Annotated in this window: 24 protein-coding genes; 4 read left to right on the top strand and 20 right to left on the bottom strand. The window is 57.7% G+C overall.

The window, feature by feature from the left end:
• Positions 1–338 precede the first annotated feature (338 nt).
• The 3 genes from VOY09_RS17105 to VOY09_RS17095 are packed head-to-tail and all read right to left on the bottom strand — an operon-like array spanning position 339 to position 5190.
• Positions 339–995 carry a DUF2461 domain-containing protein gene (locus VOY09_RS17105; protein ID WP_322895674.1) on the bottom strand — a complete coding sequence of 219 codons (657 nt, stop codon included), beginning with the start codon at positions 993–995 and terminating at the stop codon, positions 339–341.
• Between the two features lie 5 nt (positions 996–1000).
• Positions 1001–4105: an efflux RND transporter permease subunit gene (locus VOY09_RS17100; RefSeq protein WP_322895672.1), complete on the bottom strand. Its 3105-nt coding sequence runs from the start codon at positions 4103–4105 to the stop codon at positions 1001–1003.
• A gap of 17 nt (positions 4106–4122) precedes the next feature.
• Complete coding sequence (locus tag VOY09_RS17095) at positions 4123–5190, bottom strand: efflux RND transporter periplasmic adaptor subunit (protein WP_322895670.1); 1068 nt, start codon at positions 5188–5190, stop codon at positions 4123–4125.
• A 69-nt stretch (positions 5191–5259) separates the two neighbouring features.
• Between VOY09_RS17095 and VOY09_RS17090 the strand changes: the two genes are divergently transcribed.
• Together VOY09_RS17090 and VOY09_RS17085 are read left to right on the top strand one after the other, a co-directional pair.
• On the top strand, positions 5260–5901 hold the full coding sequence (locus VOY09_RS17090; RefSeq protein ID WP_322895668.1) for a TetR/AcrR family transcriptional regulator: 642 nt from the start codon (positions 5260–5262) through the stop codon (positions 5899–5901).
• The gene (locus VOY09_RS17085) at positions 5891–6463 is read left to right on the top strand and encodes a YdeI/OmpD-associated family protein (protein WP_322895666.1); all 573 of its coding nucleotides are present in this window, start codon (positions 5891–5893) and stop codon (positions 6461–6463) included. Before VOY09_RS17090 ends, VOY09_RS17085 begins: the two co-directional genes overlap by 11 nt.
• A 342-nt stretch (positions 6464–6805) precedes the next feature.
• Here VOY09_RS17085 and VOY09_RS17080 read toward each other — a convergent pair whose 3' ends face one another.
• The 14 genes from VOY09_RS17080 to VOY09_RS17015 form a co-directional block, all read right to left on the bottom strand.
• The gene (locus tag VOY09_RS17080; protein WP_322895664.1) at positions 6806–6970 is read right to left on the bottom strand and encodes a hypothetical protein; all 165 of its coding nucleotides are present in this window, start codon (positions 6968–6970) and stop codon (positions 6806–6808) included.
• A gap of 152 nt (positions 6971–7122) precedes the next feature.
• Complete coding sequence (locus VOY09_RS17075; RefSeq protein WP_322895662.1) at positions 7123–8133, bottom strand: exonuclease domain-containing protein; 1011 nt, start codon at positions 8131–8133, stop codon at positions 7123–7125.
• A 95-nt stretch (positions 8134–8228) separates the two neighbouring features.
• Positions 8229–8705, bottom strand: a complete 477-nt coding sequence (locus VOY09_RS17070; RefSeq protein ID WP_322895660.1) for a hypothetical protein — start codon at positions 8703–8705, stop codon at positions 8229–8231.
• Positions 8706–8711: 6 nt separating this feature from the next.
• A complete protein-coding gene (locus VOY09_RS17065; protein ID WP_322895658.1) occupies positions 8712–11843 on the bottom strand; it encodes a type I restriction endonuclease subunit R in 3132 nt (1043 codons plus the stop codon).
• A 28-nt stretch (positions 11844–11871) separates the two neighbouring features.
• Entirely contained in the window at positions 11872–12321 is a 450-nt protein-coding gene (locus tag VOY09_RS17060; protein WP_322895656.1) for a hypothetical protein, read from the bottom strand.
• A gap of 41 nt (positions 12322–12362) precedes the next feature.
• A complete protein-coding gene (locus tag VOY09_RS17055) occupies positions 12363–12752 on the bottom strand; it encodes a hypothetical protein (protein ID WP_322895654.1) in 390 nt (129 codons plus the stop codon).
• A 113-nt stretch (positions 12753–12865) separates the two neighbouring features.
• On the bottom strand, positions 12866–13411 hold the full coding sequence (locus VOY09_RS17050) for a hypothetical protein (RefSeq protein WP_322895652.1): 546 nt from the start codon (positions 13409–13411) through the stop codon (positions 12866–12868).
• Positions 13408–14757 carry a restriction endonuclease subunit S gene (locus VOY09_RS17045; RefSeq protein ID WP_322895650.1) on the bottom strand — a complete coding sequence of 450 codons (1350 nt, stop codon included), beginning with the start codon at positions 14755–14757 and terminating at the stop codon, positions 13408–13410. Before VOY09_RS17045 ends, VOY09_RS17050 begins: the two co-directional genes overlap by 4 nt.
• Entirely contained in the window at positions 14754–16292 is a 1539-nt protein-coding gene (locus tag VOY09_RS17040) for a class I SAM-dependent DNA methyltransferase (protein WP_322895648.1), read from the bottom strand. The genes VOY09_RS17045 and VOY09_RS17040 overlap by 4 nt, the downstream gene beginning before the upstream one ends.
• 82 nt (positions 16293–16374) lie before the next feature.
• Positions 16375–17031, bottom strand: coding sequence for a hypothetical protein (locus tag VOY09_RS17035; protein ID WP_322895646.1), 657 nt, complete (start codon positions 17029–17031; stop codon positions 16375–16377).
• A complete protein-coding gene (locus VOY09_RS17030) occupies positions 17028–18053 on the bottom strand; it encodes a helix-turn-helix domain-containing protein (protein WP_322895644.1) in 1026 nt (341 codons plus the stop codon). The genes VOY09_RS17035 and VOY09_RS17030 overlap by 4 nt, the downstream gene beginning before the upstream one ends.
• Positions 18050–18445, bottom strand: a complete 396-nt coding sequence (locus tag VOY09_RS17025) for a VRR-NUC domain-containing protein (RefSeq protein WP_322895642.1) — start codon at positions 18443–18445, stop codon at positions 18050–18052. Before VOY09_RS17025 ends, VOY09_RS17030 begins: the two co-directional genes overlap by 4 nt.
• Positions 18442–18762: a hypothetical protein gene (locus VOY09_RS17020; RefSeq protein ID WP_322895640.1), complete on the bottom strand. Its 321-nt coding sequence runs from the start codon at positions 18760–18762 to the stop codon at positions 18442–18444. The genes VOY09_RS17025 and VOY09_RS17020 overlap by 4 nt, the downstream gene beginning before the upstream one ends.
• Positions 18759–19004, bottom strand: a complete 246-nt coding sequence (locus VOY09_RS17015; RefSeq protein ID WP_322895638.1) for a transcriptional regulator — start codon at positions 19002–19004, stop codon at positions 18759–18761. The genes VOY09_RS17020 and VOY09_RS17015 overlap by 4 nt, the downstream gene beginning before the upstream one ends.
• 443 nt (positions 19005–19447) lie before the next feature.
• On the opposite strand from VOY09_RS17015, the gene VOY09_RS17010 reads away from it, so the two are divergent.
• Positions 19448–20041 (top strand): hypothetical protein, encoded by a 594-nt coding sequence (locus VOY09_RS17010; protein ID WP_322895636.1) that lies wholly within the window; start codon positions 19448–19450, stop codon positions 20039–20041.
• Between the two features lie 221 nt (positions 20042–20262).
• A complete protein-coding gene (locus VOY09_RS17005; RefSeq protein WP_322895634.1) occupies positions 20263–20406 on the top strand; it encodes a hypothetical protein in 144 nt (47 codons plus the stop codon).
• Positions 20407–20468: 62 nt separating this feature from the next.
• Here the strand turns inward: VOY09_RS17005 and VOY09_RS17000 are convergent, their stop codons facing one another.
• The 3 genes from VOY09_RS17000 to VOY09_RS16990 all read right to left on the bottom strand — a co-directional run.
• Entirely contained in the window at positions 20469–21728 is a 1260-nt protein-coding gene (locus VOY09_RS17000) for a tyrosine-type recombinase/integrase (RefSeq protein ID WP_322895632.1), read from the bottom strand.
• Between the two features lie 485 nt (positions 21729–22213).
• Positions 22214–23536 (bottom strand): hypothetical protein, encoded by a 1323-nt coding sequence (locus tag VOY09_RS16995; RefSeq protein WP_322895630.1) that lies wholly within the window; start codon positions 23534–23536, stop codon positions 22214–22216.
• Positions 23533–24560: hypothetical protein (locus tag VOY09_RS16990; RefSeq protein WP_322895628.1), on the bottom strand; the 1028-nt coding region annotated here is incomplete at its 5' end. The genes VOY09_RS16990 and VOY09_RS16995, both read right to left, overlap by 4 nt.

Here is a 24560-nt window from a genome sequence, read left to right as displayed (position 1 = left end):
CGTGCATCATGCAGCATTCTCGTGTCGGGAAAGTGTCGGGCAATCCAATCAGGTACGGCAAAAACGCAAAAAGCGCGTGTCCAGAAACATGCCCCTTGGTGGGTAGCACGAAGCCGGGTCGAACGTCTGGCCGGAAATTCTGCGGGCTCAGCATCCTTTCTCGCTGTCGCGATATCGCTGACAAAAGATCATGCCGTCCGAAAGTTCTTGTCAGAGCAACATGATACGCTTCTTTAAGCCATCCCCACCGGCACGAGCGCATTCTTTTGTAAAGTAAGCACCAATCAAACGCGCGATTTCACTGAGGATAGCCAACCGATGTTGACGGTAAGCATACTTCAATCAAGAGCCCCGTTGCACCAGTTCCAGAACGGTCGCAGGATCGCGACGCTCGCTTTCAACGCGGGGATCACGTCGGTTTGCAAATCATTGTCAAACCTGATGCCAAGAACGATCTGCTTGCGCCGGATCAGGTCGCTGTGCGGATGGTCCTGATCAAATGCTTTTGGCACCCGTTTAAGGCTCGTATCGCCGAAATCGATCATTGCTGCACCCCTGCTCTCGGCATCTGTGATGGCGATCCGCAACGCGTCTCCATCGCAGTCGACGGCGTTGCGATATCGGACCAATCCGTCGGCATCGAGCGCATGCATCCCTGTCATCAGCTTCGCGCCTTCCGCATCGATCTGCAAAAGCCAGCCCGGACCATTTCCGTTCGTCGGCATCCAGTAGGCGTGGACATGCGTGTTGTAGGGGCTCTTGTCCTTCGAGAACCGCACGTCACGGTAAATGCGTCCGACCTTGCCTGTGTGGTTTCTGCCCGTTGCCTGTGAAATGTCATCGGCAAAGAGGTCAGTCAGTAGCTTGAGTGGTGCTTCGATCTCGGTCTTGAATGTTTTTTTGTGGTCTTCGAACCAGTCACGGTCGTTGTTCCGGGTGAGGTCGCCAAGAAACTTGCGTGAAGTTGCGATCATCTGTGTAAAGCCGTCAGACATGGTGGTTACTCCGCTGCAAGTTTGGGGGGCATGGTGTGTAAATCAGGTGTTTGACGCGTTCCGGCCGAGCGTTCGGCTTTGCGCTCGCGTCGCAGGTAGGTGTGATAAAGCACTGGCACACCGATCAGCGTCAGCACCGAGGCAAAGCCGAGCCCGGCCATGATCGTCACCGCCATCGAGGCGAAGAAGACGTCGAACAGCAGCGGGGCCATGCCGAGGATCGTGGTGCCCGCGGCCAACACGACCGGGCGCAGGCGGCTGACGCTGGCGGTCACGATGGCCTCAGATTGCGGCAGCCCCGCCTCTTGCTTTTGGGCGTCGATTTCCTCGACCAGCACGATGGCGTTCTTGATGAGCATACCCGACAGGCTCAGCAGCCCCAACAGGGCGGTAAAGCTGAACGGCAACCCGGTCAGCAGCAGCCCGATGGCCGCACCGTTAACGGCCATCGGAACAAGCGTCCAGATCACCGCCGTCTGACGCAGCTTGCCGAACAGCAGCACAGTGATCAGCAACATCGTCCCGAATGCCAGCGGCATCTGACGACCAAGGCTCGCCTGCGCATTGGACGCACTTTCAAACTCGCCGCCCCATGCGAAACGATAACCCGGCGGCAGGTCAATCGCCTCGACCGCCGCGCGCACGTCGCGGAATGCGGCATCGGCGAGCACGCCCGGCACGGTGAATGCCTGCACGCTGATCGTGGGCTGGCGGTCGCGGCGCAGGATCGCTGCATCGCGCACGATCACCCCGAAGCCGTCGATGACCTGATCGAGCGGCGTATAGGCATCGGCGGTCTGGGCATAGACCAGCTGATCGAGCAGGCGAGCCTCCTCCGCGCGGCCGTCGCGTGGGGTCCGCACGATGACGGGGATCTCACGCTCGCCTTCGCGCAAGGTTCCTGCGGGTATCCCGTTCGTGGCAAGCGCGAGTGCTGAGGCCACGTCGGCGCGGGAGATACCCAAGGATTGCGCACGGTCCTGCGCATAGATTGGCCGGGTTGCGAGATCGCGTTCGCGCCAGTCGATGCGCTGTGCCTGCAGCAAGTCGGATTGCTGGAACACCTGCAACGCTTCATCAGCCAGATCGCGCAAGACATCCGGGTCAGGGCCGGACAGGCGCATCTCCACATCCGCGCCGACAGGTGGGCCATAGATGATCTGCTGCACCCGCGTTTCGGCCCAAGGCAGGGCGTCGCGCGCGAAAACGGCCAGATCGTCACGCAGCGCCGGGATCGCCTCGAAGCTGGTCGCGCGGATGACGAGTTGCCCGTAAGCCGGGTCCGGCTTGGGGGGTGTGTAGGTCAGCACGAAGCGCGACACACCCTGCCCCATCGTAGCGGTATAGGCGGCAACGTCGGGACGGTCAGCCAACCAATCCTCAATGATCGCGAGATCATCCGAGGTCTGGCCGATCACGCTGCCTTGCTGCGCATAGTAGTTGAAATAGAACAGCGGCGTATTCGCGGGCGGAAAGAACTGCTGGGTGACCTGGCTCATTGCGCCGAAGCCCGCGACTGTCCCGCCGATAAGACCCAGAATAACAAGCCAGCGCATCCGCAAGGCACCGCGCACCAAAGCCGCATAGCCGCGAAAGAACGCCGTGTCGTAGGGATCTTCGCCGTCGGCGAGCCCGCCGCGTTTGAAAAAGTAACTGCCGAGCAAAGGCGTCACCGTCACAGCCAGCAGCCATGACAACAGCAGCGAGATCGTGATGACGGCGAAAAGCGAGAACAGGAATTCGCCCGATGCATCCGGCGACAAGCCGATCCCCGCGAAGGCCATCGCCCCGATCACCGTCGCCCCCAAAAGCGGCACCTGCGTCTTGCGCGCGATTTCCTGTGCGGCGTCCTCGGCACTGCGCCCACGGCGCATTTCGATCTGCATGCCTTCGGCCATCACGATGGCATTGTCCACCAGCATCCCCATCGCGATGATCAGCGCACCAAGGCTGATCCGTTCGACCTTGATGTCGAACAGCATCATGAAAAAGAACGTGGCAATGACCGTCAGCGCCAGTGTGATGCCAACAACGACCGCCGCTCGCCACCCCATGAAGAGCGCGAGCACGCCGATCACGACCGCCACCGACAGCATAAGGCTTGTCAGAAAGCTGGTGCTCGCCTCTTCCACGATGGTGTGCTGCGCATAGATCGGATGGACATCGACGCCCAAGGGCAGCTCGCTCAGCACCCGCGCCAGACGGTCTTCGACCCGTGCGCCGACCGTCACGATATTTTCTGACGCCAAGGCAGAGATACCCAGCGTGAACGCCTCAGTGCCGTTGTGGCGGATCATGTGGTTCGGTTCGTCCACACGCTGGCGCGAAATCTGAGCCATATCGATCAGGTTGAAGGTCGCGCCACCGGCACCGATCGTCAACCCGCGCAGGGCAAAATCCGCCGCCTCCTGCTTTGGCGCTTCGATGCGCAATTCAGCTCCATCCTGCGTCACCGCACCCGTTGGCTCGACGTCGCTAAGCCTGCCGATCGCCCCCAGAATGGCCCCTGGCGGCACACCGATGTTCGCCAGTGCCGCCTGATCCGGTTCGACGAACACGGCTTCCTCGGGCAGGCCCAGCAGTTCGGCACCGGCGACGCCCTTCACGCTCAGCATTTCGCGGCGCATGTAGCTCGCGAAACCGTGCAGGTCGGCGTCCGAAAAGCCGGGAGCGGTGACGGCGTAGTAGATGCCGTAGATATCGCCGAAACTATCGTTGATCTGCGACCGCAGCGTTCCGCTTGGCAGATCAGCCGCAGCATCGGCGACGCGCGCGCGCAGCTTGTCCCAGACCTGCGGCAGTTCGCCGCCGTCGAAGGTGTCGCGGATGTGAACCTCGATCACCGACAGACCGGCGGTATTGCGCGAAGTAATATAGTCGATCTCGTCCAGAGTCTGGAGTGCGCTTTCCAGCACTTCGGACACTTCGGCCGCGACTTCGGCGGCGGTCGCACCGGGCCAGGGCGTGATGACGAGCGCGGATTTGAGGGTGATGCCGGGGTCTTCGAGCTTGCCGACGGACAGATACCCGCCGATCCCGCCGAAGATGCAGAATGCGATGACGATCCATGTGTAAAGCGGTCGTGCGATGGCTTGGCGGGCGATGCTCATTCTTTGATGTCCCTGCTTCAATCTTCGGTCATGCGCAGGTCGGTGAACCGGCGGACCATTTGTCCCGCCGTCAGCCGGTGCGCCCCGACCGCGACGATTTCCGCGCCAGCCTCCAGCCCTGCGACGACAAAGCCGGTGCCGGTCTGTGACGTGACGGTGACCGGCACCTCGCGCACGATCAGGGCATCCCCTTCACCTTGCAGCACGAAGACGGCGGTGGATCGGTCATTCTGCGCCAGCACGGCAGTCGCAGGCACGGCGGCACCTGCGGTCGGTGCAGGCACTTGCGCCAGAACAGTGACCGATGCGCCCGGCAAGACCGCCGGGCCGGGCGTTTCGACAAATGCCAGCGTCACGCGATAGGATTGACCCACACTGGCGGTATCCGGCTGGAACGCGACAAGCCGCAACGGCAGGTCGCCGTCAGCGCCGCGCGCCGTGAAGCGCAAGTCGTCCAGCCCGCCATAGGCCACGAAGAGCCGTTCCGGCAGGTCGATCTCGACCCGCAATTCTGACATGTCGTGCAGTCGCAAGATCGGCTGTCCGGCAGGCACGATGCTTTGCGGCGGTGCCAGACGGGCGGCGACCAATGCGTCGAATGGCGCGGTCAGCGTGGCATCGGCCAACGCGGCTTGTGCGTCGCGCAACGCGATATCCGCCAGATCGCGGGCCGTGATCGCGTCCTCAGCACGGCTTTCCGGTCCGACCGCACGTTCGGACAACAGCAAGGCCCGTTCGGCATCACGCCCTGCCATATCAAGGTTCAAGGCGGCCCTTTCGACGCTGCGCCGGAACCCGTCGAGGTCGAGCACGGCGAGCGTGGCACCCGCCGTGACCCTCTGGCCTTCCTCCGGCAACAGGCGATCCAGTCGGCCACCAACTTCAAAAGCGAGATCGACCGTCTCCCTCGCGACGACCCGTCCATAGAACTGCCGTTCCAAGGTAGCTGCCGCAGGCGCGACGATCACGGACCGCACCGCTGGCAGCGGGTCGGCGGTCGGCTGCGCGTGACTGGCCGAAGCCGCGAGCGTGGTCGCCAGCAGCGAAATCGTCAGCAGCCCCCGCATTTGCCTTCTTGCAAACATGATATATCCTCTGCATATCCAAACACCCGACCGTTCGGTAGGGAATTAGAGGATCGGAAGGTTGCGTCAATGCCCCAAGGGAAAGAAAAATCGCAGGTCACGCGCAGGGACGACATTCTGTCACAGGCGACGGATGCTTTCGTGACGCATGGCTATGCCGGCACGTCGATGGCCGATCTTGCGCGCGCCATCGGGATACAGAAGGCCAGCCTCTACCATCACTTTCCATCGAAAGAGGCCCTGTTCATCGCATGTGTAACCGAAGGGTATGACGGCGCAGTTCGGATGCTGACAGCTATCAGGCAGGACCCGTCGCTCTCCGATCCCGCGCGCATCCGTGCGACGATGGAAGAAATCTACCGGATCAATCTGACGACACCGGCTGGGCGGATGGCACCGCTGATCGCCGAGGTCGCCTCGACTATCCCAAAGGTCGCCGAGGCGTTTCATGGGGGCTTCATCAGCAACACTTACGCAGCCGTGACAGGCATGATCGAGGACGGCATCGCGCGCGGCAGCTTCGCGCCGATCGACACGCTCGGCATGCAGCACCTGATCTTTGGTCCCGTCATCACACTGGCGCTGTCGCGCGAGATGACGGCGCGGTTCCCTGATCGCGACGCGATCTATCCCGTGGATCGCATCCGCGAAAGCCACATCAACCTGATCATCCGGTTGCTGACCATGAAGAACCAAACCGATGAACCCTGATAAGTTCGACCGTGTAGAGATCGCTTCCAAGCAAGCGCTTTGGGACTGGCTTTCCGTCAACCACGCGCAAGAAGAGAGTGTCTGGCTGGTGACATGGAAAGCGCAACACGCCGACCGTTATGTGTCACGCGAGGCGGTGCTCGACGCGCTGATCGCGCATGGCTGGATCGACGGGCGCAGGCTCAAGCTGGACGAGGCCCGCACGATGCAACTGATCGCGCCACGCAAGCAGCAGGCATGGGCTCAAAGCTACAAGGATCGGGCGGCACGGCTGGAAGCGGAGGGACGGATGCACGCCGCAGGCCATGCGTCTGTGGCGGTGGGCAAGGCCAGCCGCAAATGGAACGACTCCGATCCGGTAGATGCGCTGGTCGACCCCGATGACCCGACGCAGGCGCTGGACCAGCAGCAGGCGCGGGACTGGTGGCAGTCCGCCGCGCCGTCTTATCGGCGCAACATCCTGCGCTGGATTGCGGCGGCCAAGCAGCCAGCCACCCGGGCCAAGCGTATCACGATCGCCGTGGATTCCGCAGCAAAAGGTGAAAAAGTCCAGCATTACTGACACCTTGTGACGGCAGGTCTTTCGTCCACCGCGCAAGCGGTCCCGGCATGTGGGGACCGCTTTGTAGCTCTCGCGCCCTGTTCCGCCACCTCCATCGATCCGCAGGATTGGGAAGGCCGCCCATTCGCCGATCATTAAGAATATGGCCCTATTGGAAAATTGGCCACGGCGCGCTCCCGAGCCTCTCTAGGTTTTCCTATCGAAACTGTTCAGCAGGTCTCCGAATGACGAGCAATTTAGGACTATTCTCAAGGTCCGCAATTGTCGATTATTCCAAGACTGTTCGCACTTGCAGCGAACTTCTGCTTCCCGTCCTCAGTGTCAGAGGTTGCATCAGCAACCTCAATCGACACGATGGCACGGACTGGCGGCTTTATCCGCTTGGATTAGTTGCAGCATAAGCACTGGCTCGACGTGGCTTTCTTTGCTGAAAAAATGGCTTTCTTCTTGCCAAGATGGATTCTTGACTAAAATAGTAAAATCCACCACATTCTTAAAGTTATTCATCCCAAATCATTGATAATAAATACTATAATTTCTGATGATGGCCGGGGTGGTCTCCAAGTGGATTCCCCGGTGAAAGTTGCTGTGGCTAGCGAAATGCCGCGCTGCGCCCCCCCGTATACGTTCGGGACGGGGGAGGAACCATCGGTAGGGGGTCAGCGCAATCCGGCAGTGTCCACAAGAGCCTTGAAGTCGGTTTCACCGATGATCTGGATCGGATGCCCGGTGACCTTCAATTCCTCTGCCTTACGATGCTTGCTGCTTTTTGTGTGCCCGGCAAGGAGTGTCAGGTCTTGATCGCCGACGACCAGATGCGTCGTCTTTTGCGTCACTCCTGCTTTCACACACATGCCAAGACGCGCTGCGAGGTCAGCTGCATCGGCTCGGGACATGCTCAGCGCACCGGTAAAGACCACGACAGCACCAGCCAGCGCACCCGCTGGATTGCCGTCCTTTGTAATAGCGTCCGGATACCGTCGTTTTGGTACCGGTTTGACCAGTTCTTCGAAAGGTACGCGAAGATGGGCTTCAGCATGCAAAACTACAGTGGCTGCTGCACGCGCATCCTCTCCGGCATCGTGGTGGTGAAATTGCAGGTCGAGAACTTTTTTCAGATTTGCAAGTCCATGGCCACCATTACCCTTTAACTCTGGCCATGCCCTTCTCGCAATGGTGACGCTGTCGGCCCATCTGAATTCGGGTATCGGGAGGCCGCACGATCGGCAGGCTGCGGCAATTGCTTGTTTATCAAAGTTGCTGTGCTGAACGAGATGATGCCGTGAAAGCAGCGCATTTAAATGTTCGAGCGCTTCACTGAACCTGGGTGAGTCAGCGACCTGATCTGGCCCGATGCCGTGTAGCTGAGTGTTGAACGGGTCGAACCTCGTGCCGGGATTGACCATCATCGAAAAGGTTTGAATTCGATTGTCGGGTTGAACACAGGCCAGTCCGATCTGACAAATGCTGGCGACGTCGCTGCACGCGGTCTCCACATCCAGCGCGATAAAGCGGAAATTCCCGGCAGGCAAAGTACGACGGTGGGCGAAATCCGGTCTCGAGAGACTGCTAGTGTTTGTTGATGATTGATGTAGCGGTGTACTAACCGTGGGTTCGCTACGCTGATTTGGTTCAGCGCTACGGCCGAACAGCCAATCAAAAATTGTCATACCGCTTAGGCTCCTTTGGTCACTTTAACTCGTCAATGGTGGGAACTGGCCTGCTTTTCGTGCGATACATGTGACTCTGATGTACTGATGATGCATCATTGAGCACAAAGTTTTGCGTCACCGAGCGTGGTCGCATAGATCAAACAGGTTTCAACATCTTCCAAGTCGTCCCCTAGCTCTTCAATCAGTTCGAGATTGTGGTTGTAGTCGTCTACCAGCTCGTTGTGGGCCGCCAGTAGTAATCGATGGTCATCGAGCAAGGTGTTGTAGTTCCTTACCAGCTGATTGTGCTCGCTGAGCAGATCATTGTAGTCAGCTACACAACTGGTAACGTTAGATTTGCAGGTAAAGCCCTCATAGTCACATTGGAATCGATCAAAACAGGCGGAATTCTGGTCTACACATATACTATTGCTAGAACATACCCTGTCTCCGTACCCGAGGCATGCGCCGCGATCGCCATAAGAGCAGCTGAAATTTTGCTGGCCAATCGCGCCGGTTGGGATGACATAAAGGACGATCATGGTCACTGCCAGTTTTTGCACGATGGAGTTCAGTGAATGGCTTTTCATAATTACCTACACAGATATTTCAGACAACATAGCTTCCGCTTGCGCCAGTACGCCTCGGACCGCAGCGTCTTCCAAGTCAGGCGGATAGCCGAACTTCCTTAGGATCCGCTTTACCAATACGCGCAGACGCGCCCGTGCACTATCGCGATGGGCCCAGTCAATGCTCACGTTCGCTTTGAGGCCCGTCAGAAGTTCGTGCGCAATAATCTTTAATTGGTCATTGCCGAGAATATCGACTGCACTTTGATTGTCTGCCAGCGCGTCGTAGAAGGCAATTTCTTCCGGCGTCAGCCCAGACTCTTCACCACGGTTCCTAGCTGCCCGTACCTCCTTGGCTAGGGCAATCAGTTCCTGCAATACCTCTACGGTGCTGATGGCGTTCGTATGATAGCGCGATATCGCTTCTTCCAAGCGCTCTGAGAACTTCCGCGTTTCAATGACATTCGACTTGCTACGCGATTTGATCTCGTCATTCAGCAGTTTTTTCAATGCCTCAAGAGCAAGGTTCTTTTTTTCCATTTGTCCAACTTCGGCCAAAAACTCGTCCGACAGGATCGAAATGTCAGGCGACGAAAGTCCGGCGGCCGAGAGGATATCGACAATTTCGGTCGATGCGACGGCGCCATTCACAATCTGGCGGATGGCGAGGTCACGGTCGGCACCAGACCGTCCAGACGTATCGGCTGCCTTCACCATTGCGGCGCGTACTGTCTGAAAGAAGCCGACTTCATCGCGCACATCGCGGGCCGTGTCACTTGCCGATGACAGGGCAAACGCCTTCGACAGCCCCAGCACGGCATCTTGATACCTGCGGTGCGCTGCCTTCTTTGCTTCTTTATCTGTTTCCCGCTGAGCCGCCTCATCATGCTTAGCAAGGATCCAGTCGAGGGCTTCTGCCAAGGTGACAAGCCGCTGGTGCGGCGTTCCGATCAGTCCTTTGGAATAGTCAAACCCGTGGAACATGGCGCGAACCACATCCAGTCTTTCCAGAAGCACAGCAACGGCTTCGGCCTCGTCAATGCCTGCTTGTTCTTGGTCTGACTTAGAATACTGGCCCAGCGCAGATTTCAGGTTCTGAGCAACACCGATGTAATCCACAATGAGGCCCGCAGGCTTGCCGCGAAACACGCGGTTGACGCGTGCGATCGCTTGCATCAGCCCGTGCCCGCGCATCGGCTTGTCGATGTACATTGTGTGCATTGACGGCGCGTCAAAGCCTGTCAGCCACATATCACGCACGATCACCAGCTGGAGCGAGTCATCCGGATCCTTCGCCCGCTTTGCCAATAGATCACGCCGCGCTTTGCCACCGATATGCTGTTGCCAAGCTTCAGGGTCAGAGGCTGATCCAGTCATCACGATTTTGATTATGCCAGACGCATCGTCATCCGAGTGCCAGTCGGGTCGCAGGGCTACTATCTGGGTATAAAGATCAACGCAGATGCGTCGGCTCATGCAAACGACCATCGCCTTGCCATCCATAGCCTGCACGCGGGCTTCGAAATGCGCAACGAGGTCTCCCGCGACCATGGCCAAACGCTTCTCGGAGCCCACAAGTGCCTCGACCGTCGACCATTTGCGCTTGAGCCGTTCCTGCTCGCTGACCGCTTCATCCTCGGTCAGTTCTTCGATCTCGGCATCGACGTTGGGTTTTTCTTCATCTGGCAGTTCGATTCGTGCAAGTCGGCTTTCATAATAGAGCGGGACGGTCGCACCATCCTCAACCGCACGGCTGATATCATAGACGTCGATGTAATGCCCGAACACAGCGGGTGTGTTGACGTCATCTTGCTCAATTGGAGTGCCGGTAAAGCCGATGAACGACGCATTGGGCAGCGCATCCCGCAAGTGCTTTGCAAAGCCGTAGGCGATCTCGCCTGTCTTCTCGATCCGCGCCTTGAACCCGTACTGGCTGCGGTGGGCTTCATCGGCAATGACGACCACATTCCGGCGATCTGTCAGCAATGGGTAAGCCGCGCCTTTCTCGGGAGCGAACTTCTGGATTGTCGTAAAGACGACGCCACCAGAGGCCCGCGCCAGAGCAGTCTGCAAGTCCTCGCGGCTATCAGCCTGAACCGGCGTTTGGCGGATCAGATCCCGGCACATTGCGAAAGTTGCGAACAACTGGTCATCCAGATCGTTGCGGTCGGTGACGACAACGATGGTTGGGTTCTCCATGGCAGGTTCGCGCACAAGCTGCCCGGCATAGAAGGCCATCAGCAGGCTTTTGCCTGACCCCTGCGTGTGCCATATAACGCCCGCCTTGCGGTCGCCCTCGAAACGGCTGGCGTCGACCGTGCTGATGATGGCCCGCTTTACGGCGTGGAACTGGTGATAGCCCGCGATGATCTTGGCAATCCCACCAGACGTGTCGCCAAACACCGTGAAGTCCTGCAGCAGTGACAGCAACCGCGCTCGGTTGAACACCCCCTCAATCAGAACTGACATTTCCGGTGCACCTTTGGGGGCTACATCGGCACCATCTGTCGTGCGCCACGGCATGAAACGTTCCAGATCAGCGGTCAGCGAGCCGATGCGCGCCTGAATACCATCGGTCGTCACAAGCACCGCATTGGCTCTAAACAGCGACGGGATTTGTGCCTTGTAGGTTTGTAACTGGTTGAAGGCTGCGCCGAGTGTTGCGTTCTCTGCGCCGGGTTTCTTCACCTCGATCACTCCGACAGGCAGACCATTCAGGAACACCACCACATCAGGGCGGCGGTTGTGGCCATTCTCGATCACGGTGAACTGCGTGATGGCCAGCCAATCGTTCAGCTTGTCCTCTGGGTCGAGCAGTCGCACGGCATCGCCGCGGATGCTGCCATCCTTTGCGCGGTATTCTACTGGTACACCCTCGACCATGGCTCGGTGCAGGCGACGATTTTCTTCGATCAGCGAAGGACGCTCGACGCTCAGCAACTTGCGTATTGCATCCTCGCGGGCATCGTCAGGAATATTTGGATTGAGACGCGTAATGGCTGCGCGTAGGCGGTCGGAGAGAAACGTGTCGGAATATGCGTCGCGTTCAGGACTGCTTCCATCGGGACCAGAGAGCGTATCGTTCAGGTAGGTATAGCCTAGATCGCCCAACTGCGCGAGGAGGACAGCCTCGACTTCAGCTTCTGTCAGCGTGGCCATTCTTTTTCTCCAAATTTAACTTAGTCAATTACAAGTTTTCGTACCATCTGTAGTCATCTGCATAGCGATTGAGGTCGCGAGCACTAGCACGACTGCTCACTGCCTCTTTTAGTTGCGCGTACAGATAGCCAAGTCCGGGATTGTCGCCTGGTTCGCCCGATGCAGTGGCGATTTCATCAAACAGATGTTTCTCATGTTCTGGAAGTTCGTTTGCGATATCTTCAGAGACGTCATCGACCAGATCCTCAAACAGGTTGGAAAACCCTTCAAAAGGACCGTTCTGTATGTGATGCGAGTATTCGCCCCAGATACTTTCGTAAGTATGCTCTGGGAATAGACCTGACGCGTGCATGCGCGAAAGACGAAATATGACTTTTCGGGTCAATTCTTGAAGCTTTGCAAGCTCCCATGGCCTAAGCGCTGACAACATGATCTCGTCGCTGGTCTGAAATGTTACGGAATTTCGGTCATTGATCACACCGCCACTCCTCCGCACGAAAAGCCGATCATGCTATCACCTCATCCAAAACATTGTTGCAATAAAATAGCCTCGTCATCTGTGATCTGTGCAATTTTATTGTGCGAGTGTTTGTAGAGCTTGCGCGCGAGTCCAACAACTGGATCATTTGTAGTGCTATCGCGGTGCGGAGCGATTTGTTCCAGACCGAAATTGGCTGTGCTTGCCAGGTGCGTTATCCGAGTTCTTACAGACAGCTTGGGATCAGCCAACGCGACGTTGGTTACTACCCCTCGTCCCCAAAGGCCGACGCCACCTTGCGTTTCGGATGACCATAGAAACAGTTCTGCACCCACCACAATATTCTTCCCACCATAAAAGGGCTTTTCCACAACCTCGATGATTTCATCTATGTTTGCGTTAATCGAACCCGTCTTTACGACAAAGGGCATGGGCATTCTCCTAAAATTACATATGGGTCAACAGAGTGCACAGCCTCAATCTTTGTTTTTTAATGAGCAAGCACTCACCCTACCAAAAACTATTTATCAATCTCAGTATTCAATCATTCGTCGTCGTCGTCATCATCCTGACCACCCACATCGACACCCCAACCCCTGATCGTATCCATATCGCCATCGAGCAAGATGTCATATACCTTGAGATAAAGACTTCTTGCAGCCCAAGCCGCAACAGAGGTTGGGACCGATACGGTCACTTCTTCAACGCCGCAGGCTTCCATGAAAAGGTCAAACTGAAAATCATCCCAGTTTTCAGGATGGCCGAGGCAGCGAATGCATTCCTCCCTAATCACCCCCTCAAATGCAGTGTCCCAATACAACCCATAATCAGTCTCATACTTTGCCCAGAAAAAATGGCTGAGAAAGCCAGCATCACTCAATGATCCGGCGTACGGCCACGCGTCACTTTCTTGCAGATCACTCAGCGATCGTCGTAGAAGCAAGCGTTCGAAGACGGGCTTCACAAAGTTATCAAGCTCTCGATCAGCGCTGCGCAGGAAAAGGTCCTCCTGCCGCTCGATGACCTCAAAAAGATCGTTGCGCGTTGACTCGGCATACAGCTTTCGCAGGACATCAATTCTGGACTTCACGCAACGTCCCTTACAATCTGTTCGGCATCGGCCACCCGCAACTCCCCTGACATCAGGCGCGGCAGCAGGAGGTCGCGGGTCTGTGCGAGAGTGCGGGTTTCGATTACGTTCGCAAGCACTCGTAGGAACAATGGTGCCACGGTGTGCTCGAACTCGTCGCGCAACTCCTTGGGGCCTTCAATTAAAGAAACCGCTTCAATGGTGCGAGTAGTTATCGTGTCAAACACAGACCCATGGGCAGCATTCACAAGCCGGTCGACCAACTCGCGAAATGCACAATTCAGCCAGAATGGCTGGCCACTTCGAGACGTGAGCGCGTAGCAAGTTTGATTCATTGCTATGTCTGAGCCGAACATGCAGCTTCTGCCAGTCGTCGCCCCGCGTGCTACGACCACAGTCGCATACCTAGGAATAATCTTGGTCGCGCTGTTCCGGAGCCCATTCTCGGAAATGCTTCGATCAGTTTCGATCAAAAACGTATCCTTACATTGGCTGACGTCCTTTGCGCTCGCCCATGGAACATTACCATTCCAAAACTCTGCGTTGTCAGTTTTTGGGGTACCGCCTGAAATTAGGTTTGCCAAACGGAGTAATCCTTTCTCCTCCCACCCCTCCGGTTTGCCCTCGTCGTCCAGCCGCTCGGGGAACAGCGACCAGAGGCCGGGGGAGAGGTAGGCGGCGCGGCCTTCCATCTTGGCGCGGGTAGGGCCGAAATCGACGAACCAGTCGCGGAACAACGCCCGCGCCATGGCCTCCAGCGTGGCGTTCATCTTTCGGTTCAACTCGATCTTGTCATCCAGTGCCCCAAGGGTGGCGGCAATGGCGCGTTGTTCGGGGAGCGGGGGAACGATCATCGGACATGCTGAAAGGATAGATGTATTGAGATTGGGCATCGTCGCCCCGTGGGCGTGTCGCACAATCCATTCCCGTGTCTCCGCGGCACCAAGATAAAACGCTGCAAAAATCGGATCGACTGGCCCGTCGCCAAGTCGAACACGGAGGCAACCAGTCCCACATAGCCAGCCATCCTCGCTATCGCGCACGAGAGCGCGGCGTTCAACATCACCGCGTCGGCTGTAAACGATGTCGCCCGGTTTCACGCGGTATTTAGAGAGGCGTTCAGCATCCGCCATAGTGATGCGCGCAATCCCATCTGCCGAAATCCGATTATCGCCGATGTTCTGCGGCATGATCGATGGGATGCCGACTGGCACATAGTCTGCGGCGTGAAGCTGACTTCCAAATGGCCCAGTTTGAACAGCACCTCCGCCTTGTGCACATACCTCCCCCAAGGTCCGGTAATCCCAGCCTTTGGGCAGTTCGCCGAATAGTTCCTCGACGCTCAAAACCCAACCCCCGCCAGCCGCGTGCGGATAGTCGCAGTGAGAGTTTCAGCCTCGGTAAACTGCTCCTCCAGTTGATCCTGCAAACCCGCGAAGCGTTCGGCAAAGGGCGTCTCGTCCTCTTCCGTCGCCTCTGCCCCGACATAGCGGCCCGGGGTTAGGACGTGGCCGTGGGACCGGATCTCCTCGAGGCTCGCCGATTTGCAATAACCTGGCACGTCGGCATAGCCCTCACCCAATCGCCATGCGTGGTAGGTCTCGGCGATCTGCGCGATGTCAGCGTCGGAAAACTCTTTGCGTGTGCGGTCCACCATAAAGCCCAGCTTGCGGGCGTCGATGAACAGCACCTCACCGCGCCGGTCGCGCAGCTTGCGGTCGCGCGCAATGCCGTTCGACTTATCCTTGGCCAGAAACCACAGGCAGGCCGGGATCTGGGTGGAATAGAACAGCTGCCCCGGCAGGGCGATCATGCAGTCAACCACCTCGCCCTCGATCATGGCTTTGCGCATCTCACCCTCGCCCGATTGGGTGGAGGACATGGAGCCGTTGGCCAGCACCACGCCTGCGGTGCCGGACGGCGCCAGATGGTGCAGGATATGCTGCAACCACGCGTAGTTGGCATTGCCAGCAGGGGGCGTGCCGTATTTCCAGCGGCCATCCTCGCGCAGCCGCTCGCCGCCCCAGTCCGAGATGTTGAAAGGCGGGTTGGCGAGGATCACGTCAGCGCGGAGGTCGGGCAGTTCGTTCTTGTGGAAGGTGCCTTCGGAGTTCCATTTGATGTCGGCATCAATGCCGCGCACGGCAAGGTTCATCTTGGCTAACCGCCACGTGGTGTAGTTGCTTTCCTGCCCGTAGATGGCGATGTCGCCCAGACGGCCGCCATGCGCCTCGACGAACTTTTCCGACTGCACGAACATGCCGCCTGATCCGCAACAAGGGTCATAGATGCGGCCTTTGTAGGGTTCCAGCATTTCCACCATCGTGCGCACGACGGATCGCGGCGTGTAGAACTCGCCACCGCGCTTGCCTTCGGAGCCTGCGAACTGGCCAAGGAAATATTCATAGACACGGCCCAGAAGGTCGCGCGCTTTGTCCTTGCCCTCACCCATCGCGATGCCTGAAATCAGGTCGATCAACTCACCAAGCATGACAGCGTTCAGCGCGGGGCGGCCATAGTCCTTGGGCAACACACCTTTGAGGGTCGGGTTGACCTTCTCAATGGCGATCATCGCTTCGTCGATCGATTTGCCGATGGTAGGCTGCTTAGCGCTTGCTTGCAGGTGCGACCAGCGCGCCTCTGCCGGCACCCAGAACACGTTTTCAGCGAGATATTCGTCGGGGTCTTCCGCACCTTCGGGGTATTCGGCCAGCAGTTCTTGGCGCTTGAGTTCAAAGCTGTCGGAAATATGCTTGAGGAAGATGAGGCCAAGCGCGACATGCTTGTAGTCCGATGGCTCCATGTTGCCGCGCAGCTTATCGGCTGTTTTGAAGAGGCTGGCTTCGATGCCAAGATCGGACGCGCTATCGGTTGATGCCATTAAACAAATTGCCCCTTTAGAGATTTTTCAGGACCGTATTGCAGCCGGAAGCTGAAATCCAGACATAAGAAGCCTTCGGGCATCACCGACCCCACGGCCGCACCTTAGGCATTACCCCTGTCACCTCGACCTCCCGCAGCACCCCTGCAACCGCCAGCGCATCCCGCACCCAATCCAACGCCTGCCACCAATCTTCATACCCCTTCCGCGCAGATGCGATCTGCTCCGGATGCGGCCGCCAGGTGACGGGGCAAGCCAGAACATCTACCGTCCGCCACTTGCCGCGCGTTAGCACACGCTCGGTATCGACAACGATTGTGACAGACCGGACGCCGTGCTGGTTTTGCCGTGTTTCCACGGGCACGCAGCGTGGTGTGGCGCCGGGCATCCAGTCGGGGGTAAGACCTGCGCGGGCGAGTTCCACGACGCGGAGTGCCATGCGGATGCCGCCCAAACTGTCTGGCAGACCGGCAAGGATGGCGGCAATGACCTCTGCGTCGGGGTGGGTGTAACTGCCTCGCTTGTGCTGGCCGCCATCCACTTTGCAGCCAAGTGCTGCCCGCTGCATCAGAACGTATTCGAGGCCGAAGCCGTATCCTTCCTCGGTCACGTCTGCTCGTGGTGGCAGTTCCAGCTGCGCCTTCTCCACGCGGAACGCCCATTCCAGTGCGGCTTGCACGCCCAGCGCGCGCTTTACACGCGTCCCGGCGGTGTTTCCAATGCGACGATGCAGGGTCATCGGACACCTCGCATCCGGAGGCGTTCGGGTGTGACGAGGCCACGCGCCAGCATCAGGTCGCGGATGCGGTTGCTGATCGCGCTGACCGGCAGGTAGCCGTCCGCGTTGACCATGCGGGCGTAGAACGCTGCAAGTTCATCATCGCTGGGTGGGGGCGTCGCATCCCGATCGCGCCGCCGTTTGCGCAACGCTCCCTTGGCGGTGGTGGTGGCTGCCTGCGCATCGCGCCCAGCCGCACGTTCCATGAACCGGTCAAGCGCCTTGGGCCCGTCTGGTGGCGTGGGATGGTCTGTCCGGCTCTCAGCCGCGACCTCGAGGATCCGCGCTTGGGTCAGCCCAAGGTCGTTGATCCAGCGGCGGACGTGGACCTGCGCTGGCCAGCCCTGCCACCAGGCGGGCAGGGTGGCGTCCGGGGCAAAGCCCAGCGCCGAGATGAGCTCTGCAAAGAACCGGTCAAATCCGGAATCGCGCGCAGCTGCGTTCTCCTCCTCCTTTACTGGTTTACTTAGTGGTTCTCTTACAAGGTTAGTGTCCGGATTCCGGACACGGCTTTGGGCATTTTCCGGACACGGGTCAGGGCAAAATCCGGACACGGCTTTTTGGGTATTGCCGTGTGTGATTTCCGGACACGGCTCGGCTGCAGCGGCGCTGGGCGCAGCAATTTCTGGTGCGGTTTCAGCCACGTCATCGAAGGGCAAATCGCCGTGTCCGGTTTCCGGACATGGCGCGGGATCATGTGGTGCAAAGCCCTTCTCGAAGCCCAGGATGTAGCGTGTTGGCAGCTGGCGCTTGGTCACCGGATCGATACGCGGCACACGGCGCAGCAGTTTTGCCGCCTCCAACCGGTCGAGATGCTCGTTCAGGGTGGACCGGCTGATCTCACAATCGTGGGCCAGCCTGTGCTGCGACGGGAAACAGCCGAAGTCGGGATTGAACCGGTCGCAAAGGTGCCACAGCACGATCTTGGTTGTCGGCTTCAACCCGCGCCGCTGGATCGCCCAGTTGGTGGCGGCATGGCTCATCGCGCCGCCCTCCGTGCGGGCATCTGCACGCGGCTGGTGAACCCGTTGTTCGCCAATGCGCCCAGCGCATCGTCAACCGAGCGTACCAGCGCCCAGCCAAAGCCCTGTGCGCAAACATTGTCGCGGAACACCTCTTGCGATTTGCGCAACCGACCGGTTTCGCTTTTGACCTCCAGAAACAGCACGCGGCCGCCGGAGATCACGATCAGATCGGCAAAGCCCGCATGCACCCCCATGCCGACAAGAATGGCCTGACGGCGGGCGCCAAGGGGTCCGGCCTCGGTCACCTCATTGGCGCAGTGATGCACGATGGCATCGCGGGGCAGGGCGAAGCGCAAGGCTTGTACGATGGTGCGCTGGGCATCGGCCTCGGGTGTGCTGCGCCGGTTCATGCGGCACCGCCGTTCGGGCAGGGTGCTGCGACAGAAATGAAAGACGCGTTGCCTGCGGCCGTGGCATCGACTTGAGCAGTGGTATCGACAGCTGGCACCGACCGTGGGTCCAACTTCTGCAGCAGAGCGACCGTATCTGCATATTCAGCGGTATCGTCGGTCCGGCTGATGACAACACGCGCAGCAAAGATGACCAGCGTGTCCGGATGCTGGGCCATGTCGGCCAGAATGCCGCGCGCTTCGGTCAGCCGGTCGTGCATCCAGTCATCTGCGGTTGAGCATGGAACAAAGGGGGGATGGGACAGCAGTTGGGTCATTTCCGCCCTCCCGCAACTTTGGTTCGCGGCATTTCCTGCGCTGCCAACCAGTCCTGCACGGCCCGACGGCGATAAAGCACCATGCGCCCGGCACGAACACAGGGCGGACCGAAGCGGCGGGCCTCCCAGCGCCCGAGCGTGTCGGTCGTCAGGCTCAGCTCGCTGGCCAGGTCTTTGCGGGTAATCCAGCCCGACAGCAGGGCTGCATCGGCTGTTGTTTGTTCACTTGCTAATTGATTCATCGCTGCCTCCAAAGCGTCGCCCGGAATGGGCAAATGTCGCCGGGCAACGAGAGCAGACCGGCAGGGGTGGCGGGGTGGCGCAGGGTGGCGGTCATTTGTCAGGACCAGTGCCACCCCAAATTTTATTGGGCTTTGTGAGCTGGCCGCCTGCGGTCTGCCCGAGTCGCCGCAACTGCTTTCATGTCAACAACGGAGATTGATTGCGTTTCTGTTTTGTTCCGCGTTTCATCCTTAAGGAGAGTCGTGGTTAACGCCGCCAGAACAACGAGGGCAGGGATGATTGAGAGCATGATGAGATTGCACCTGGTCTTGCCTCTGCAGCTTTTTGTTGCCGCAAACCCACCCGGCTAACGACCGATTTAGTTGGCGACCAGGCGATAGGCCGCCCCGATGGGGGCGCGGCGCGACGGCCTGTTTTTAATCATAAAAAAAGGAGTTGAGGCATGGCATTACCACCCCGCGTTTATTTTACGTTGCACGAAGCCGCGGCCCGATGGGATTGCACCTTGGCCGACATTGCAGGCTGGGCCTCTGTCGGGCGCTTCGACATTTGCACAGCGATCCCGCCGGTGGCGCGGGGGCGGCAGATCATCGCTGGCTATGTCGTGGTCTCGGTCACGGACATCATGCAGATGTTCCGTCGTTGCGGTACCGGTCCAACCAAGAGCACCCTGCGCCGTATTCGGCCGAGGGACCATGACGAGTGGGTTATGATTACAGATAGTCCGGGGATTAAAGTCACACTTGCCGATCTGCTGATCATGGCAGACGAAGTGCGCCGGTTTGAGACCGAGTGCGATTTGCTGCGCCGACCTGCCTCGCATATCGGCTCGACCGCGCGGTATGACTGGGAAGGGATGTACATCACCCTGATGGTGCGGATTCACGATCAGGGTCTGCCGGCGACTCAAGCCGAATGGGTGGGTGAAGTGCAGGAGTGGTTTGTCGCCCATGACGATGGCGGCGAGGTGCCGGACGAACGTACGATCCGGCGCCGGCTGACCCCGATCTGGAAAGCGCTGCGGGGATCCTGTTAATAACGGCCCCGCGGCTCAGCTGCCGTGCCGATCCTCGCCAAACCCGACCGATCTCTTCCAGCATCAATCTTTGCGTGAACAGTGCGATAAAGGGTCAGGTCGGCCCGTGTGCCTGTTCTCAAAACGGAGCTGTGATAGCGGCTATGACGATACTGATGGTGATGTGGGTCCATCAGGCATAGAGCTTGGTTCAGCATTACTCTCAGGACGGAAACACCAACATGAACCGCAACACGTTGTATCTGCTCATCGGCCTTCTGGTCGTCGGTCTCCTTGTCGTGGGTTACCTGTATTATCAGGAAAGCCGCCGCAGTGGCGTCGATATCACGATTGGTGAACAAGGTATCTCGGTCGAGGGGTACTAACCGCTTCTGGTCGTTTCATGATTACACCGTCAACCTGCCAGTTTCCTAGGAATGCGATAACATCAAGCCGATTTCTTCAGGTCTTCGGCACCCCGCACCAGTTTTGGTCGAGGTCGAAACGCGCTGGCAACGGCATCAACACCAGCCCGTAACGGTGAATCCATCAAATGCGCATAGCGCTGGGTTGTTTGCATCTGGCTGTGGCCGAGCAGCTTGCCGATCATTTCTAGCGACGCGCCGCCGCTGACCAGCAGGGACGCGAAGGTATGGCGCAGGTCGTGGATACGCACATCGGGAATTTCGACCTCTTTCTGGATCCTGGCCCAGAACCGGCGGATTTCCTTGACCGGCTGGCCTGGCACATCACCTGGAAAAAGCAGAGTGCAGCCGCGCGGCACCAGCAACTGGCGCTGGCGCACAATCGCCGCGGCCTCGTCCGAGATCGGCAACCGGTGGATCTTGCGTTGCTTGGTCATGCTGGCAGGCTTCGACCAGCTCAGATACTCGAGGTTGAAATGTTCGAACCGGGCCTGCCGCACCTCGCCGACGCGTGCACCGGTCAACATGCACAGGCGGATGATATCGGCAGCGCGGCGATCCTCTGCTGCTTCCAACGCCTCGGCCAGCTTGCGGATCTCGGCGTGGTTCAGGAAGCGTTCGCGCGGGTTTTCGATCCGGCGACGGAAACTGGCAGCGGGATTGTCACCGCGCCAGCCCCAGCTAACAGCATAGGTGAACATCTTGCGCAGCACTTCACCGGTCCGGTTTGCGCGCACTGGTGTGGGCTTCGCTCCTTGCAGCTTGCGTGCCCGATTGTTCGGCTTGGCCTTTGATGGCCGCGCCCGACCAGCGGCCACCTTGTTCAGCAGCTTTTCGACATCATAGGGCGTGATCTCCGCCACCAGCTTGTTGCCCCAGTCCGGCGCCACCATCTTCGCCAGCATTGATTTCTGGTCAGAGGCGTTGGTGGGGGAGAGGTGTGGCAGATGCACCTCGGTGTAGCGATCGATCAAATCCTTGAACCGGGGGGCATCACGGCCCGTCTCTTTTTGGCCCAGTGGATCGCCTCCGGCATCGATTTCGCGTCGTAGTTCCTTCGCGCGTTCGCGCGCAGCTGTCGCCGACCATTCCGGCCAGCGCCCGATTGTCATCCGACGCTGCCGGCCGGCATGGCGATAGTCGATCGTAAAGGCCCGGCTGCCGGATCGGTAAACGCATACGGCGAAACCGCGCACATCCGTGTCGAATATCTGATAGTCCCGCCCCTTGACTGGCTCGGCCTCACGGACGGATTTCTCGTTCAAACGTAATCGGTTGACCATGCAACTCACCCTTCATTTGTCATCCCATGACGCGTAGATCCGCGCCCAGCGCAAGTGATGCATGCAGGCAAGGGTGGAGGGGTGGCGCAGGGTGGCGGTCATCTGAGAAGGGAGCGCCACCCACGGATACCGAATGGGGGTGATCTGGCCCCATTTTCGTGCCTTCTTACGTTGCGCCGATACGATTAATCGTCAGCTCTGCCTCGACGCTGTCAGAGAGGCAGAGCCGACCATTAAGGTTCAGGACTAGTTTGCCCAGACCTCGACCAGCGACGAAACCCCTGAGGAAAGTACGACACGCAAGAAGATAGCGCCGATGTGGCGGGCGCTGCGGAAACGGGAATAGAGGCTAGCTTGGGAGGGAATACGCCAAGCAGGTGTGGAATTGATTTTTTATGACGTTATTCGTCCTACTCACGCTGGCTTAGGCGTATGGCCGACATCTAGGGTTATGTATTGCTCACTACGTACCCAGCTTGAGGCGTTTACTTCCCCAATCTAGAGGCGTCGATCATTTTCTGGGCGATCTTCTTAACAGCCAAGCGGTCCTTGCCAATTGACGCCTTGATCAAACGTTCCATGTCCTTGTCTTTCGCGGCAACTCCAGAAAAGTCAAAATAATTGAAGAGCATGAACCACCGCTCCAAGGGTTTCTCATTCCTCGCAAGCTTTTGTAAAATTAACTGATCATTTGGCAGGCATTCGTTAAAGTAGTAATTCCATTGATTGGCGGTCAGCCGCTTCATCAAGCCAACCACGTCACTTTCCGCTGCCCACGTATTGCCATAGCTATTTCCAAGAAAAACAGCACAAACCGACGACATGCAAATGGGGAATGCTGGCCAGGGAATTGTCGAACCAAGTTTTACTAAAGCAGAGACAGCCGAGGGTTCGTTGTAATAGTTGTTCGCTTCAGTATGCGCATTGATGATTGCTGAAGCCGCCGCAGAAAATGTTTGCGACCTAAGGGTTTCAGGAACGAAGTCAAAGCCTTGAATCGCCATCAAAGCTTTCTTCATTGCCGTGACTGCGGGTGTTCGCCCTGCATTGACCGCTTCGGCATACGACTGCCCGATTGCCCACTTCTCCGCGTCGCGCAACTGGTGCCAGATTGTAGGCACAATTACAACGATGTTCCCCAAAGTGTGCTCGTACTGTGCGCTAGATTTCGTTTTAACGTTTGAAAGGAGGATGCTGAGGGTCGTTCTTTTAAAAAAATATGGTGCTGCTAGCAAAGCCTGAACGGACGTGTCTGTTGCCTTAAAGGTGCTAGTTTCGAGAGCGGATCTGAACTCAACAAATTGGGTAGGCGCTTCATTGTCAGTTCGACCTAGAACGGCGTTAACGCAAGTCCTCAAGAAGCTGACCGCCTCCTCCTTAGTCATTTCCTCTGTCTCAGCGTCCGCAGGGTTCAGGCTGTCAAAGTGCGCTATCAGTTCCGTCTGATGAACTAACCTCATCGCATCTGTCGAGCCAATAATGCCAAGATCTTGTGCTAGGCGGATTGCTTCAAAGTTAGAGATACTCGATGTCGGGACTGAGTCTTCATTTATGTCTTGCCGCCCAAGCATTTCGCCCACGAATTCCATGCCAAGGGTAGAAAGCTGCTTTTTTAACTGAGCCAGTGCTTTTCCAAGCACAAAACCTGATACCATTTCATACGACTCGGAAGAAAAAGCTGCAACAATCTGCCTTTGCTCTCTCGGGGCTAGCCCAATTGCAGCAGTAACAATTATGTTTGGTGCGCTTTCTGACTTTGGCACTATCGACCCAGTTGGTTCTGTCCAAACCGCGATATTATTTGTCATTTCACTGCCTCTTCAGAAAACTTTCCATCGATTCTTCCGTCTTGCGAGCGGAAGAATGCGCACTCTAGTGAGCCTCCAACTAACGCAGACAATGCTGCAAAAGCACGCGAACGCGCGCCGCCGGAAGCCACGCCCTCCTTACTGGATATAAATGCACGGTAGCCGAGGATCTTTCCGTCAGAGCCAAGCACGGTTATTCCATCGCTGTTGACGAAACCTGCCAACAGTTCCAGCGCAACATGAAGCCTTCCGACGGAAATTGCTGATTTCCCTTCGTCGATATGCAATTGATACCTCTCGAAAAGATCAATTGGAGTCTCGAGCTTCACAACATCCGTTAGCTCATCTGGGATTTTTGAGATTCCTGCAGGAACAACAGCGATCAGTGTGCCGTGGGACTTCTTGATTGATTGATCCAATAATCTTTCCATAAATTCGCAGAAAGCGCCAGTTTTATCTGGAGCGGATCTTGTACTGGATCTGGCAAGCTTCTGAATGTTCGAACGTGCTTCGTAAATATCCGCATCAATATCGTCATTGAAGCGGAATTCAATAGCTTCTGTTGATCCTACTCGGACTTCAACCTTGTTAACGACATTCTGAGAAATTCTCAGGACAGGAAAGCTAGGGTCAAGGTCTCCAAGTACGAGCTGGTCTACACTCAACGAAGACGGGTCATTGGGACCGGAGAATACCCCAAACTTGCATTGTCGACCGTCAGTCAAGCGTTCGACATATATATTCCACCCTCCGGTACAAAGTGGGGCTGCATACTTCAGTATCTGTACAGCTGCATCTACGGTATCTACAGTTTCCGAGAGTGAAACTCGTTCGCCGGTTCCCGCCATTCCAATTAATTCGTCAATTGAGTTGCAAATGAAGACCGCGGGGGCGAGAGGCGTACCTTCCTCTGTATATGCAGCCAATTGTGAAACAAGAGAAATTATTAGGTCATGTTGACAAAAGACGCAGCCAGAGGCGGATCGAAACGATATCGATGAAGCCCAGAAAGCTTTCTGCTGTT

Origin of the sequence: Yoonia sp. 67-2 (assembly GCF_035117555.1) — a bacterium.
Taxonomy (GTDB): Bacteria; Pseudomonadota; Alphaproteobacteria; order Rhodobacterales; family Rhodobacteraceae; genus Yoonia.
The sequence above is the reverse complement of the archived record's forward strand: the minus strand, read 5'-3'. Positions and strand labels throughout refer to the sequence as shown.

Excerpts from the sequence above, each read along its gene's own strand:
- VOY09_RS17105 (WP_322895674.1), bottom strand. The coding sequence starts at position 995 with ATGTCTGACGGCTTTACACAGATGATCGCAACTTCACGCAAGTTTCTT.
- VOY09_RS17100 (WP_322895672.1), bottom strand. The coding sequence starts at position 4,105 with ATGAGCATCGCCCGCCAAGCCATCGCACGACCGCTTTACACATGGATC.
- VOY09_RS17095 (WP_322895670.1), bottom strand. The coding sequence starts at position 5,190 with ATGTTTGCAAGAAGGCAAATGCGGGGGCTGCTGACGATTTCGCTGCTG.
- VOY09_RS17090 (WP_322895668.1), top strand. The coding sequence starts at position 5,260 with ATGCCCCAAGGGAAAGAAAAATCGCAGGTCACGCGCAGGGACGACATT.
- VOY09_RS17085 (WP_322895666.1), top strand. The coding sequence starts at position 5,891 with ATGAACCCTGATAAGTTCGACCGTGTAGAGATCGCTTCCAAGCAAGCG.
- VOY09_RS17080 (WP_322895664.1), bottom strand. The coding sequence starts at position 6,970 with ATGAATAACTTTAAGAATGTGGTGGATTTTACTATTTTAGTCAAGAAT.
- VOY09_RS17075 (WP_322895662.1), bottom strand. The coding sequence starts at position 8,133 with ATGACAATTTTTGATTGGCTGTTCGGCCGTAGCGCTGAACCAAATCAG.
- VOY09_RS17070 (WP_322895660.1), bottom strand. The coding sequence starts at position 8,705 with ATGAAAAGCCATTCACTGAACTCCATCGTGCAAAAACTGGCAGTGACC.
- VOY09_RS17065 (WP_322895658.1), bottom strand. The coding sequence starts at position 11,843 with ATGGCCACGCTGACAGAAGCTGAAGTCGAGGCTGTCCTCCTCGCGCAG.
- VOY09_RS17055 (WP_322895654.1), bottom strand. The coding sequence starts at position 12,752 with ATGCCCTTTGTCGTAAAGACGGGTTCGATTAACGCAAACATAGATGAA.
- VOY09_RS17040 (WP_322895648.1), bottom strand. The coding sequence starts at position 16,292 with ATGGCATCAACCGATAGCGCGTCCGATCTTGGCATCGAAGCCAGCCTC.
- VOY09_RS17035 (WP_322895646.1), bottom strand. The coding sequence starts at position 17,031 with ATGACCCTGCATCGTCGCATTGGAAACACCGCCGGGACGCGTGTAAAG.
- VOY09_RS17030 (WP_322895644.1), bottom strand. The coding sequence starts at position 18,053 with ATGAGCCATGCCGCCACCAACTGGGCGATCCAGCGGCGCGGGTTGAAG.
- VOY09_RS17025 (WP_322895642.1), bottom strand. The coding sequence starts at position 18,445 with ATGAACCGGCGCAGCACACCCGAGGCCGATGCCCAGCGCACCATCGTA.
- VOY09_RS17020 (WP_322895640.1), bottom strand. The coding sequence starts at position 18,762 with ATGACCCAACTGCTGTCCCATCCCCCCTTTGTTCCATGCTCAACCGCA.
- VOY09_RS17015 (WP_322895638.1), bottom strand. The coding sequence starts at position 19,004 with ATGAATCAATTAGCAAGTGAACAAACAACAGCCGATGCAGCCCTGCTG.
- VOY09_RS17010 (WP_322895636.1), top strand. The coding sequence starts at position 19,448 with ATGGCATTACCACCCCGCGTTTATTTTACGTTGCACGAAGCCGCGGCC.
- VOY09_RS17005 (WP_322895634.1), top strand. The coding sequence starts at position 20,263 with ATGAACCGCAACACGTTGTATCTGCTCATCGGCCTTCTGGTCGTCGGT.
- VOY09_RS17000 (WP_322895632.1), bottom strand. The coding sequence starts at position 21,728 with ATGGTCAACCGATTACGTTTGAACGAGAAATCCGTCCGTGAGGCCGAG.
- VOY09_RS16995 (WP_322895630.1), bottom strand. The coding sequence starts at position 23,536 with ATGACAAATAATATCGCGGTTTGGACAGAACCAACTGGGTCGATAGTG.